This is a genomic window from Micromonospora sp. NPDC049004 (assembly GCF_040649315.1).
Lineage (GTDB): Bacteria > Actinomycetota > Actinomycetes > Mycobacteriales > Micromonosporaceae > Micromonospora.
In genome coordinates this window covers 454,775-467,322 of the sequence record NZ_JBEZFG010000001.1, presented here as the reverse complement: position 1 = coordinate 467,322, position 12,548 = coordinate 454,775, and the positions used below count along the sequence as shown (strand labels likewise).

The window sequence follows — 12,548 nt, the reverse complement described above, 5'->3', positions numbered from 1 at the left end:
GACGCTATGACACAGGCACCAGCCGGAAGGACTGCGCCGCCGTGCCGTTGCAGGTGTACTGGATGAGCTGGACGCTGTCCGCGGTGGAGGCTCCCGGCACGTCCAGGCACTTGCCGCTGTTGCGGTTGACCAGCCGGTAGTAGCCGCCGCCCTCGGACTCGGCCCGCCACTGCTGGTTGTTGCCGCCGCTGTAGGACCAGAGCTGGATGGGCGCCGAGTCGGCGGTCGACCGATCGGTCACGTCGAGCACCTGGGCGCTGTTGCCGCGGTTGTTGACGCGCAGGTAGCCGCCGCTGGTCGGGGCGAACTGGTACTGCTGGGCGGCGCTGTTGTTGCAGGCGTACTGCTGGATGGCCGTGCCGTTGGCGGTGCCGGCGGCCCGCGCGTCCACGCACTTGCCGCTGCCCCGGTTGACGACCGTGTGCCAGGCGGTCGGCGAGATCGGGCCGGCGGTGCCCGTCGGAGTGGGCGTCGGGGTGGGCGCCGTGCCGGTGCCGGCGAGCCAGTGCAGACCGTCGATCAGCAGCTTGTTCTGCTGCGGGCTGTCGAAGGTGGAGGACAGCCCGGTGTTGGTGCTGTAGTTCATCGCGTTGTGCCCGAAGTTGGCGTACAGCATCTTGTAGCGCTTGTTGCTCCACACGAGCGGGTAGTAGCCGCCGTACCAGGACTGGTTGGGGTCCGTGCCGACCGGGAAGCTGGACGGGTCGACGGAGGCCAGGATGTCGATGTCCGGGTTCTGGCGCAGGTCGTTGCTCCAGGAGTACCACTCGCTGATCGACGACGCGAAGGTCGCCGGGAGCCCCTGGGTGGCCGGGTGGGTGCGGTTGTCGGCGCGCATCGTGACGCGGGTCGGTCCCCAGGTGTTGGTCTGGAACGAGCCCGAACCGAGGAAGGTGTTGTAGTACCAGCTCCAGCTCGACGGGTCGGTGGTGAACGCGCTGACGTGGAAGCCCATCCACGCCCCACCGTTCTGCATGTACTGCTGGAAGGCAGGCCGCTGCGCGGCGGGCGGCGCGTCGTCGAGGAACATGATGACCTTGTACTGGGCCAGGTTCGCGGTGTTCAAGAGGCCCCAGTTGGTGGTGGCCTCCCAGGAGAAGCCGTACTGGGCGGCGGCCTGCGGGAACCAGGCGCGCGCGTCCCGGTCGAAGTCGATGTGCGCGGCGTCCCAGGTGCCGTTGTAGAAGGCCAGAACCTTGAACGTCGGCGCGGCCTGCGCGCTGCGCGCGACGCCGAGGCCGAGGCCGGCGGTCACGGCGACGACGAGGGCGACGAAAACCGACAGGATCCTTCTGGTACGGGAGGGAAGTTCTGCGATCACCTGATCGTCCCTTCGGTCGGGACGCGCGCCGCCGCGTCGACGTGAACTATCTGTTCACAAGGTTTACAGATAGACGAAAGGTTATGCCGTGCCGCCCAGTGCGTCAATCGCCGCCGGCCCGATCGGGTGGGATTCCTGCGGCAGCGGGTACCCCGGCCGGATGACCAGCCCGGACGCCGTCGACGTCGACCGGCCGCTCGCCGTGGACCTGCCCGCCGCGCCGCACGACGCCAGCGGCGAGCGGGTGCCGACCCGGGACCTGACCGGGCTCGCCCCGCCTGCGAAACCGGCACGCCGCTGGACCCCGGGCCGGGTGGTGGCCACCCCGGCCGCCCTGGAACACCCGCACGGGCAGCGGATCGTCGACCGGGTGCGGGCGCTGGGCATCGAGGTGGAACGGCTGCGGTCGAACCGGCTCACCGGCGTACGGGGGCAGACCGACTCCGAGACGTACGCCCGCGCCAAGGCGACCATGGCGATCGTCGTGAGCCCGCCGTCGCGGCGCGTCCTGCAACCCATCGCCCCCAGCGCCGACTGGCGCGTCGATCTCGCCGAGGGCTGCCCCGCGCACTGTCAGTACTGCTACCTCGCCGGTTCGCTCTCCGGCCCGCCGGTGACCCGGGTGTACGCGGACCTCGACGACATCCTGGCCGGCTTGGCCCCGTACGCCGGGCGCGGCACCGTGACCAGCCGCAACGCGCGCCGCGCCGACGAGGGCACCACCTTCGAGGCGTCCTGCTACACCGACCCCCTCGCGCTGGAACACCTGACCGGCAGCTGGCGGCGGGCGGTGCAGCACTTCGCCGAGTGGGACGCGCCCGTGCAGTTGCGCTGGACCACCAAGTACGCCGACGTGGACACCTTCGTCGGGCTGCCCCACCACGGCCGCACCCGGGTCCGGTTCAGCGTCAACTGCGCCCCGGTCAGCGAACGGTTCGAGGGCGGCACGGCGCGGGTGCCGGACCGGCTCGCCGCGCTGCGCCGGCTCGCGCTCGACGGCTACCCCGTCGGGCTGACCATCGCGCCGATCATCGCGTTGCCCGACTGGCGGGAACGCTACGGCGAGCTGCTGGACCAGGTCCGCGCGGCGGTCGACGGGGTCCCGGAGCTGGACCTGACCGCCGAGCTGATCACCCACCGGTTCACACCGGGCAGCAAGGAGGTGCTGCTCGGCTGGTACCCGCGCACCCGTCTGGAGATGGACGAGGAGGCCCGCAGCCGCAAACACGGCAGGTTCGGCGCGGTGAAGTACGTCTACCCCCGCGACACGATGGCCGAGCTGCGGAGCTGGTTCACCGACGAGCTGACCGCCCGGGTCCCGGCCTGCCGCATCCTCTACTGGACCTGACGCGCCCCTCAGACGCCGACGGTGCCGTCGACACCTTCGCGCAGCAGGTCGGCGTGCCCGTTGTGCCGGGCGTACTCGTGGATCAGGTGCAGCATGACCAGGCGCAGCGACACGGTCTCGCCGGAGCGGGCGTTGTGGCCGGTCACGTCGAGCGACGCGGCTGCCCGCTCGATCCGGCGGGCGTGCTCGACCTCGCGCTCCCAGGCGTCGAACGCTTCGGCCCGGGTGGAAGCGCTGGCGTCGTACGCCTGCTGGAAGTCGCCGGTCTCCGACCAGACCAGGGGGATGTCCTCGCCGTCGATGACCCGTCGGAACCACGCACGTTCCACCTCCGCCATGTGCCGGACCAGGCCCAGCAGGGACAGCGTGGACGGCGGCATGGACCGCCGGCGCAACTCCTCGTCGGTGAGGCCGGCGCACTTGAGGGCCAGCGTCGCCCGGTGGAAGTCGAGGAAGGCGCGCAGCGTCTCGCGCTCGTCGCCGGTGAGCGGGGGGCCGATCCGTTCGGTGGTCATTGACGTGATCATGCCGGACGGTGCCGCCGGCGGTGGTGTCGGGCCACGCGTCAGCCGACCGAGGAGCGGGCCACCGGCGCGGCGAAGTACGTGCGCGGGTGCGGATCGTCGCGGAGGCTGTAGTGCCACCACTCGCGGTCGTAGTTGACGAACCCGGCGGCGGTCATCAACCGTCGCAGCAACTGCCGGTTGTCCCGTGCCGTGCCGGTGACGTGCGCATCGTCGGTGTGCGCCCGGACGTCGAAACAGTCGAACCCGGTGCCCATGTCGATGCTGTTGTCGGCGAAGCGCCGTCCCGCCGGCGCGGTGCACGGGACCAACCGCTGCCCCGGGACGTACGCGGGCTGGTCGGCGGGTGGCTCGTCGACGAGCGTGAGGTCCAGCGTGCTGCCCCGGCTGTGGGCGGTCGGCGCTCCGATGTAACCGTCGGCGAAGAGCCGGTCCTTGGCCAGGTCCGGATAGAACTCGGCCTTGGTTTGCTGCTCGCCGGGGCGCTTCGACCAGGCGACGAAGTCGTCGACCGCCGGTTGCGGGCGGTAGCAGTCGTACACCTTGAGGCTGTGGCCGCCGGCCAGCGCGGCGTCCTGGACCCGGCGCAGCGCCTCGGCCGCCTGGCGGGTGAGCAGGCACAGCGGCTCGGGGTAGCCGGCGATCGGCCGGCCCACGAAGTTGTGCGCCGTGGCGTAGCGGATGTCGGCGTGGATGCGCGGGTCGACGTCGGTCAGCACCACGAAGCCCGGCAACCCGCCGGTCGCCGTCGGGGTCGGGGTCGGGGTCGGGGTCGGGGTCACCGACGACGGTACGGGGCTCGCCGTCGGCGGGAGCGGGGCCGCCGGGCCCGGACGCGGCTGCGGATGCGAGCAGCCGCCGAGCACCGCGACGAGCGCCAGCACGACGCCGCCGCTCACCCACCCTGACCTGCGCACCCGTCCTGTCTATCAGCAGCGGCAGGTGCCGCGCGCCGGATCAACAGCCGGCCGCGGCGAGCCCGTTCAACCGCCGGCCGGGACCGGAGCCGGATCGGCAATGGCCGGCGCCGGGTCGGGGGTTTCGACCAGGTGCGCGCCGAGGAAGCGCAGGGCCGCCTCGTCGTCGTCGATCCCGCCGGCCTCGTGGCCGTTGTACCGCCACACCGACAGCTCCGTCGCCCCGGCGTGGGCGTTGTGGGCGGCGTAGACCCCCGACGGCGGCACGATGTCGTCCATCAACGCCACCGAGTAGCGGGCCGGCCGGCGGCAGCGTCGGGCGAAGTTGACGCCGTCGACGTACGACAGGGTGGACAACACGCGCTCCTCGGCGTCCCGGTGGATCGCCAGGTAGTCGCGGATCTCCCGGTAGGGGTGGGCGTCGGTGACCACCACGGCACGCGGAATGTCGCAGAGGAACGGCACGAGGGCGACCACGGCCCGCACACCGCGCGCCAACGCGCCGGCCGCGAGCGCCAGCGCGCCACCCTGGCTGTGCCCGAGCACCGCCACCCGGGTCGGGTCGACCATCGGCAGGGTCCGGGCCGCGTCCACCGCCCGGACCGCGTCGGCGATCAACCGTCGGTAGTAGTAGGTGCGGGGATCGGCGATGCCCCGCGTCGCCACGCCGGGCGCCTCCGGGCCGGCGGCGCCCGGGTCCGCCGTGACGCCCCGGCTCCAGCCCGAGCCCTGCCCCCGGGTGTCCATCTGCAGATGGGCGAACCCGGCCGACGCCCAGAGCAGGTTCTCCAGCGCGTGTCCGCGCCCGCCGCCGTAGCCCACGTACTGCACGACGGTCGGCAGCGCCGTGCCGGCGCCGTGCGGCACCCGCAGCCAGGCCCGGACGGGCTGACCGGCGAACCCGGGGAACGTCACGTCGTACACGTCGATGGCTTTCAGGCCGGTCACCACGGGTTCGAGCCGGACCGGCCAGGTGGCGTCGCGGGCCTGCGCCAGGGTGTCGGCCCAGAACTCGTCGAAGTCGGCCGGGTCCCGCACCACGCCGCGGTACTCGCGTAGCTGCGCCTCGGGCAGGTCCGTGTGCATGGCGCCCCCCGCAATTTCCGGAATATTTCCGCAACTCAGCCGAACGCTAGAACCGACCTGGCGTGTCGTCAACCCCCGTCCGTGAGGCAAGATGGCGCGAGGGGCGGGCGTGCCGTTCCGGGACACTGGATGGACGACGCTCGTGGTCGTCTCTCCGGAGCGGTGAAGGAGACGCGGGTGGACGCGGACGACGGACGCAGGGTGACCATCACCGCGATCGCACGGGAGGCCGGGGTCTCGGTGCCGACCGTGTCACGGGTGCTCAACGGTCGGTCCGATGTGGCCCCCGACACCCGCGAACGCGTCGAGGAGCTGCTGCGCCACCACGGCTACCGGCGCCGCAGCAGCCGCAGCGTCCGCCGCGCCGGCCTCGTCGACCTGGTCTTCAACGACCTGGACAGCCCCTGGGCGGTGGAGATCATCCGGGGCGTGGAGGACGTCGGGCACGGCGCCGGGGTGGGCACCGTGGTCTCCGCGATCCACCGGCAGCCGACGGCGGCCCGGCAGTGGTTGCAGAACCTGCGCACCCGCGCCACCGACGGCGTCATCTTCGTGACGTCACACCTGAGCCCGCCCCTGCACGCGCAACTGCGCCGCCTCAACGTGCCGGTGGTGGTCGTCGACCCGGCCGGCGTGCCGGCGATGGACGTCCCGACGATCGGCGCCACCAACTGGGCCGGCGGGCTCGCCGCGACCGAACACCTGCTGGCGGTCGGCCACCGGCGGATCGGATTCGTGGCCGGGCCGACGCACCTGCTGTGCAGCCGGGCCCGCCTCGACGGCTACCGCGCGGGACTGGAGGCCGCCGGCGTGCCGGTGGACGACGCGCTGATCTACCCGGGCGACTTCTACCACGCCTCCGGCTTCGCCGGCGGCACGGCGCTGCTCGACCTGGCCGACCCGCCCACCGGCATCTTCGCGGCCAGCGACCAGATGGCGTTCGGCGTCTACGAGGCCATCCGCCGCCGTGGCCTGCGGGTTCCCGACGACGTCAGCGTGGTCGGGTTCGACGATCTGCCGGAAGCCCGTTGGGCGTCACCGCCGCTGACCACCGTCCGGCAGCCGCTTGTCGAGATGGGCCGGCTGGCGGTGCGGACGGTGTTGCGACTGGCCCAGGGCGAGGGCATCGACTCACCCCGGGTGGAGCTGGCCACCGAGCTGGTCGTCCGGGACAGCACCGCCGTCCCGCCGACCGGCTGACCCCTTCGGTTCCGACGGCTCGAACCGGGGCGGATTCCGGTTCCACCTGTTCCGGTCCAGCCGCGAAAATTCCGGCCCGCCGCAGCGACGACAACAGACCTGCACGCCTCGCGGCGCGGTGGGCGACGTGGGGCCGCCCACCGCGCCGAGCGGGATCAGTGGTGGTGGTGTGCCCGCACGGCACGCCGGATGGTCACCGGCAGCGCGGGAGCGCCGTCGACCGGCGCCGGGTCCTCGGCCGTCGGCGCGATTCCCTGGGCGGCGATCCGGTCCAGGGTGGCGAGCCCGGCGGCGTCGACAGTGCCGAAGATCGTGTAGTTGGGGCGGAGCGCCGAGTCGGCGTACACCAGGAAGAACTGGCTGCCGTTGGTGTCCGGCCCGGCGTTGGCCATCGCGAGCACACCCCGGGCGTAGACCCGGCGGACGCCGGTCGGGTCGGTGGGGGCCGGCGGCAGGTCGGTCGGCAGTTCGTCGCGGTAGCGGTAGCCGGGGCCGCCCTCACCGGTGCCGGACGGGTCGCCGCACTGCAGCACGCTGAGCGTCGGGTACGCGGTGAGCCGGTGGCACGGGGTGCGGTCGTAGAAGCGCTTGCCGACCAGGTGCAGGAAGCTCTGCACCGTGCACGGCGCGGCGGCCCGGTCCAGTGTCAACCCGATCGGCCCCTGGTTCGTGGAGATCGTCACCCGGACGCTGCCCCGGTCCGGGGTGCGGCGCGGGTCGGGCGGCAGCGGCACCGGCCGGGCGGCCGGCTCGTCGGGCGTCTCGGTGTAGGCGCACGGGCCGTGCGTGGTGCGCGGCGGGCGGGCATCGGCGGCGGACGCGCTCACCGCGTCGTCGGCCGCGCCCGGCGCGGCCACCGCGGCAGCCGACGCACCGACGATCAGCGTTGCGGCGAACGCCGTGACACCCGCGAGGCGGGTCAGCGCGCGCACCGACCGGCGGGGTGCCGCCGCGCCGGACGGCGTTTCGAGTTCACTCGACACAGGGATCCTCCTGGGCTCGTGCTGCCAGAAAGACCGGAGTCTATGGATGCCGGGGCCCGTTGTCGATCTGACCGGGCAACCGGCGGCGGCGGTGCCACAGCAACCCGCCCAGCAGTACCAGCACTCCCGCGCCGCTGAGCGCGACCACCGACCACAGCCATCCCGAGGCGGTGCCCGCCGGGCCGCTGGCCGCCGCGGGGCGGGGCGGACCGGGCGCGGCCAGCGCGGACGGCGCGGCCGACGGCGTGGCGGTCAGCTCACCCGGCTCGACCAGGCGGCCGACGTCTGCGTCGCGGGGCAGCGAGAAACCCCAGTCCAGCAGGGCCGCCCCCTGCTCCCAGCCGCGCATCGGCGCCGGCTCGGCACCGAGCAGCGTCACCACCAGCCGACGCCCGTCCCGCTCCGCCGCGCCGACGTAGGTGTGCCGCGCCAGGTCGGTGAAGCCCGTCTTGCCGCCCAACGCACCCGGGTAGCGGTAGATGAGCTGGTTCTCGTTCTGGATCTGGAAGCCCTTGGTCCGCTGCGCCGGCTGAGCCGGAATCGTCGCCAGCCGGGTGAGCGCGTACCGCCGGAAGGTCGGCTGGGCGAAGCAGGCCCGGGCGATCAGCGCCAGGTCGTACGCGCTGGTGAACTGGCCCTTGCCGTCCAGGCCGGACGGGGTGACCGCATGCGTCTGGAGCGCGCCCAGGTGGTGTGCCTGCTCGTTCATGGCGCGCACTCCCCCGGCCGCGCCGTCGGACCCGCCGCCCAGCCGGGCCAGCGCGTTCGCCGCCTCGTTGCCGGAGTTGAGCAGCAGCCCCAGCCAGATCGTCTCGATCGTGTAGCGGCCGCCCTCGACCAGGCCGACGGCGGAGGAGCCGAGCTCGATGTTCATGTCCGCCGCGGTGACGGTCACCGTCTGCGCGGGGTCGAGCCGGGGCATCATCGTGGCCGCCAGCAGCAGCTTCTGGACGCTGGCCGGGGTGCCGTACTCGTGCGGGCCGCAGCCCCCGAGCACCTGGCCGGAATCCAGGTCCGCGACCAGCCACGAGGTGGCGGTGATCGCCGGTGGCGTGCCCGCCCCGGGCGGCACGACGAGGCCGCTGGTGGCCAACCCCGCGCCGCCGACCACCCGCGCTTCGGGCACGGCGGGTGGGGGCGAGGGCCGTGGCGGGCGGGACATCGCCGGCGCCGGCACCCGTGGACACCGCACGGTCGGCACGGGGGCGGCGGCACCCGTGGCGGCGGCTTCCGTCGGGGCGACGGGCGTGGGGGCCGCCGCGGCGGCCGGGACCGGCCCGGGAGCGAGCAGGACGGCGGACGCCGTAACCGCCAGCAGCGCAGCTCTCATGTGCCCGACCCTAGTCAACAAGATCGCCCGGCGGGAGCGGTTGGCCGCTCGACCATCCGGCGGCGGCCCACTCCACCAGGAGCGTGTCGCGTCGCCGGCGACGCCGGTGGTCAGGCGACGTGGCGCAGCCAGCGTCGCTGCCAGGGTGTCTCGACAGCCTTCCGGTGGTAGCCCGCCCGGACCCAGGGCACCGCCTGCTCGGCAGGCAGGCCGTCGAGGATCGCCAGAGCGGCCAACGCCGTTCCGGTCCGGCCGATCCCGCCGCGGCAGGCCACCTCGACGCGTTCACCGTCGTGTGCCCGACGCAGAGCCGCGCGCAACGCGTCGAGTGCGTCCGCCCGATCGAGCGGCACCCAGAAGTCGGGCCACCTGATCCGGCGGTATGGCCAGGTCGGCTCCGGGCCGGGTGCCAACAGCAGGGCGAAGTCCGCAGGCGAGGCGGTCGCGGCGACGCGGCGGCCGCGCACCGCGGCCCCGCTCGGCAGTACGAGCAACCCCGTCTGCTCCGACCAGATCTGCGCGGCAGTCACCGGGACATTGTGCCGCGCACGAGGGCGGCTCATGGTGCACGGCGGACACGGAAAAGCGCCGCCCCCGACCGGGTGGTCGAGGGCGGCGCCGGTGTCGGTGTGCAGGTCGCCTCTCGGCGAGTGGCGCGACGCGGCTCCAGCCGGACGGTATTCCGCGAGGGCTATGTAGGTGAGGCCCGGGGACACTGAATCACACCGACACTGTGCACAACCAGCGGACGCCCGCCGGTGTTCCCGCCCCAGCGCAGATCTTGGACAGTTACCGTCCGCTCGGAACGGTAACTGTCCAAGATCCGCGCCGCGCCGCGCCGCGCTGTACGGGCCGGGCCGAGCGGGCCGTCCGGGCGACCCGGCGGGTGGGCATGCCGATGGCCGGCACCCCAGGGGGTGCCGGCCATCGGTCGGGTTGTGCCGGTGGGTCAGCTGTTCCAGTACTGGCCAACCAGGTCGGCCGCCTGCTGCTCCCACTGGGCGTACGCGTCGGGGTACGCCGAGACCTGCACGGTCTGGGCGGCCTCGGTCAGCGGCATGTCCTGCCAGCCGTCAACCTGACGCAGGCCCTTGAGGAACGCGGTCGTCGAGTACTCCGGGTCGGTGATCTGCTCGGGCGTGCCCCAACCGCTGGACGGCCGCTGCTGGAACAGACCCAGCGAGTCGTGGTCGTTCATGTCGCCGAGGTGGCCCAGGTTCTCCAGCTTCGACTCCTGCAGGCTCGTCGCGATCGAGATGACCGCGGCGCGCTCGGGCAGGCCAGCCTTCTTCGTGGCGGCGATGATCGCCTTGACGTTGGCGGTCTGCTCGTCGTTCAGGTCGATGTGCGACTGGGCACCCTGGGTGCCGTGCGGGATCAGCTTGCTCGTGTCGGGCTTGTCGGCCTGCACCACGGCCACCGGGCGGGCGTCCGTGCCCGGGGTGGCGACATGGGCGATCGGGCCGGCGAAGACACCACCGGCGAACGCGAGACCGGCAACAGACAGCATGCTCTTACGGAAGATCGTGTTCATGGGGGTAGCTCCTTCGGGGGTAGGAACACCCGCCTCACCGCCGGGGAGCGGCGACGCGGATGTGAGCACCTCGTCCGGCGCTGCACAAAACAAGGGGAAAAGTCTGGGGGGCGGCCTGCGAACCGGGGAGGCTCGCGGCGCCGGGACCGTGTGTAACGACCACCGGTCCGGGGTCATTCCCGGCCCTCACCGGGGCCAGGTTGCGGACCCGGGGGCGGGCCCACTGTCGTTCGGGGGTCTGCAACGACCCGGCCCGGCCGGCCATTCCCCATCCGGTCGAGCGGGTGGAGGTGGCCGTGGTCCTGCGATCGTCAGGGTGTGTAACGACCCCCGGCCGGCCACGATTCCGGTCCAGGGATGCGACAGGTCACAGCCTGAAGACCCCAGGATCGGACATTTCGCCCGCGATCATCCACCCGAGTGGGCCGGAGCGGACCGTCAGGTGACGATCCGCCCGGAACCTCCGACACCTCAGGGTCGGGATGATCCGGACATCCCGGCTTCTACGAGGGGGTGCCCAGGTAGCGCAGGACCGCGAGGATGCGGCGGCTGTAGCCGGTCGTGTGGGCGAGGCCGAGCTTGTCGAAGATGGCGTTGACGTGCTTCTCCACGGCGCTCTGCGACACGTGCAACCGTTGGGCGACAGCGGCGTTGGTGTGCCCCTGGGCCATCTCGTGCAGGACGTCCCGTTCGCGCGGGGTGAGTCGACCGAACGGGTCGGGTCGCTCCGATCCGGCCACCACCTGGCGGACCACCTCCGGGTCGAGCGCGGTGCCCCGGGCGGCGACCCGGTCGAGGGCGTCGAGGAAGTCGTCCACCTGGGCGACCCGGTCCTTGAGCAGGTATCCGATGCCTTCGGGACGGTCCGCGAGCAGGCGGGCGGCATAGCGCCGCTCGACGTACTGGGAGAGCACGAGGACGCCGGTGTCGGGCCACCGCTCGCGGATCTCCAACGCGGCACGCAACCCGTCGTCGGTGTGGGTGGGCGGCATCCGGACATCGGTGACCACCACGTCGGGACGGGACCGGGCGACCGCCTCGACAAGCTCGTCGGCGGTGCCGACGGCGGCGACCACCTCGTGGTCCTCCTCGGCCAGCAGCCGCGTGAGGCCCTCCCGGAGCAGGGTCGAGTCTTCGGCGAGAACTAACCGCACGGCAGTTCCGCGAGCACTGTGGTCGGGCCGCCGGCCGGACTCGTCACGACCAGCCGACCGTCCAGCGCGGCGACCCGCCGAGCCAGCCCGGACAGCCCGCGCCCGGTGAGATCCGCGCCGCCGACACCGTCGTCGTGCACCCGCATGCGGACCCACCCTTCGCGTACGCCGATCTCGACCGTGACCAGGGTAGCGGCGGCGTGTTTCGCGGCGTTGGTGAGCGCTTCGCAGGCCACGAAGTAGAGCACCGTCTCGATCTGTCGTGCGGGGCGCAGCGGCAGGTCGCAGCGGATCCGCACCGGCACCTCGGAACCGCGGGCGACCATGGCGAGCACCTCACCCAGGTCGCTGGCGTCCAACGCCGACGGGTAGACCCGCCACGCCACCTCGCGCAACTCCGCGACGGCCCGCTGCACGTCCTCGTGGGCCTGGGTGACAAGGGCGCGGGTGCGGTCGGCGTCGCGGGCGCGGCGGGCCCTCCCGAGCAGCATCCCGAGGGCGACCAGCCGCTGCTGGAGACCGTCGTGCAGGTCGCGTTCGATGCGCTGCCGTTCGGCGTCGACCGCCGCGATGACCGCTGCCCTGCTGGTGGTCAGCTCCTGCACCCGCCGGGTCAGCTCCGCCCGGTGCCCCGGCCGCAGCAGCCGCCGGGCCAGCCGGACGTCCAGCGCGGCGATGCTGGCGAGGGCCTGGATGTTGAGCAGGAGCAGCACCGCGCCGACGGCGACCTGTGACAGCGCGTCGAAGAGGCTCAACTCTCCGCGTACCGCCGCGCGCAGCACGATCCCCGCGAGCACCAGGCCGATGCCCAGCACGGCGTACGCCAGCAGGCCGAGCGTGCCGGGCAGCAACCGGGCGGCCAGGTAGCCGACCTGCCGCCGGGCCGCCACCTCGTGCGCCGCGGGCGGCTCGTCCGCGGCGAGCAGACCGGCGAGGCGTCGACGTTCCAGGCGTACGAGCTGTCCCGCGCACCGTCTGGTCAGGTCGGTGACCCGGCGGCCGGCCGCGGGCGCGAGCGCGGACACGGCGAGCGCGACCGCCGCGACGGCCAGGAAGCCGAGCTCGACGGCGGCCGTCGCACTCCCGACGGCGACGCCGAACGGCAGCCGCAGCCGAGCCCACCACGGGCCGGTTGGCCGCTCCCCGGTCAC

12 protein-coding genes are annotated in these 12,548 nt (G+C 73.1%); 2 read left to right on the top strand and 10 right to left on the bottom strand.

Annotated elements, in window-relative coordinates:
• Positions 1-4 precede the first annotated feature (4 nt).
• Positions 5-1,321 (bottom strand): RICIN domain-containing protein, encoded by a 1,317-nt coding sequence (locus tag AB0B97_RS01955; protein WP_357489852.1) that lies wholly within the window; start codon positions 1,319-1,321, stop codon positions 5-7.
• A gap of 160 nt (positions 1,322-1,481) precedes the next feature.
• Between AB0B97_RS01955 and AB0B97_RS01950 the strand changes: the two genes are divergently transcribed.
• Positions 1,482-2,669, top strand: coding sequence for a spore photoproduct lyase family protein (locus AB0B97_RS01950; RefSeq protein ID WP_357489850.1), 1,188 nt, complete (start codon positions 1,482-1,484; stop codon positions 2,667-2,669).
• A gap of 8 nt (positions 2,670-2,677) precedes the next feature.
• Here the strand turns inward: AB0B97_RS01950 and AB0B97_RS01945 are convergent, their stop codons facing one another.
• From AB0B97_RS01945 to AB0B97_RS01935, 3 genes are all read right to left on the bottom strand, one after another.
• The gene (locus AB0B97_RS01945; protein WP_357489848.1) at positions 2,678-3,184 is read right to left on the bottom strand and encodes a DinB family protein; all 507 of its coding nucleotides are present in this window, start codon (positions 3,182-3,184) and stop codon (positions 2,678-2,680) included.
• Positions 3,185-3,234: 50 nt separating this feature from the next.
• Positions 3,235-4,092, bottom strand: coding sequence for a M15 family metallopeptidase (locus AB0B97_RS01940; protein ID WP_357489846.1), 858 nt, complete (start codon positions 4,090-4,092; stop codon positions 3,235-3,237).
• An 84-nt stretch (positions 4,093-4,176) separates the two neighbouring features.
• A complete protein-coding gene (locus tag AB0B97_RS01935) occupies positions 4,177-5,196 on the bottom strand; it encodes an acetylxylan esterase (protein ID WP_357489844.1) in 1,020 nt (339 codons plus the stop codon).
• Between the two features lie 177 nt (positions 5,197-5,373).
• On the opposite strand from AB0B97_RS01935, the gene AB0B97_RS01930 reads away from it, so the two are divergent.
• On the top strand, positions 5,374-6,396 hold the full coding sequence (locus tag AB0B97_RS01930; protein WP_357490591.1) for a LacI family DNA-binding transcriptional regulator: 1,023 nt from the start codon (positions 5,374-5,376) through the stop codon (positions 6,394-6,396).
• 155 nt (positions 6,397-6,551) lie between these two features.
• On the opposite strand, the gene AB0B97_RS01925 is transcribed toward AB0B97_RS01930, so the two are convergent.
• From AB0B97_RS01925 to AB0B97_RS01900, 6 genes are all read right to left on the bottom strand, one after another.
• Positions 6,552-7,379 carry a peptidylprolyl isomerase gene (locus tag AB0B97_RS01925; protein ID WP_357489842.1) on the bottom strand — a complete coding sequence of 276 codons (828 nt, stop codon included), beginning with the start codon at positions 7,377-7,379 and terminating at the stop codon, positions 6,552-6,554.
• A gap of 40 nt (positions 7,380-7,419) precedes the next feature.
• Complete coding sequence (locus tag AB0B97_RS01920; RefSeq protein ID WP_357489840.1) at positions 7,420-8,709, bottom strand: D-alanyl-D-alanine carboxypeptidase; 1,290 nt, start codon at positions 8,707-8,709, stop codon at positions 7,420-7,422.
• A gap of 110 nt (positions 8,710-8,819) precedes the next feature.
• Positions 8,820-9,239: a protein-tyrosine phosphatase family protein gene (locus tag AB0B97_RS01915; protein ID WP_357489838.1), complete on the bottom strand. Its 420-nt coding sequence runs from the start codon at positions 9,237-9,239 to the stop codon at positions 8,820-8,822.
• A 419-nt stretch (positions 9,240-9,658) separates the two neighbouring features.
• Positions 9,659-10,243 carry a hypothetical protein gene (locus AB0B97_RS01910; protein WP_357489836.1) on the bottom strand — a complete coding sequence of 195 codons (585 nt, stop codon included), beginning with the start codon at positions 10,241-10,243 and terminating at the stop codon, positions 9,659-9,661.
• A gap of 503 nt (positions 10,244-10,746) precedes the next feature.
• Positions 10,747-11,397, bottom strand: coding sequence for a response regulator transcription factor (locus AB0B97_RS01905; RefSeq protein WP_357489834.1), 651 nt, complete (start codon positions 11,395-11,397; stop codon positions 10,747-10,749).
• A complete protein-coding gene (locus tag AB0B97_RS01900) occupies positions 11,388-12,548 on the bottom strand; it encodes a histidine kinase (RefSeq protein ID WP_357489832.1) in 1,161 nt (386 codons plus the stop codon). Before AB0B97_RS01900 ends, AB0B97_RS01905 begins: the two co-directional genes overlap by 10 nt.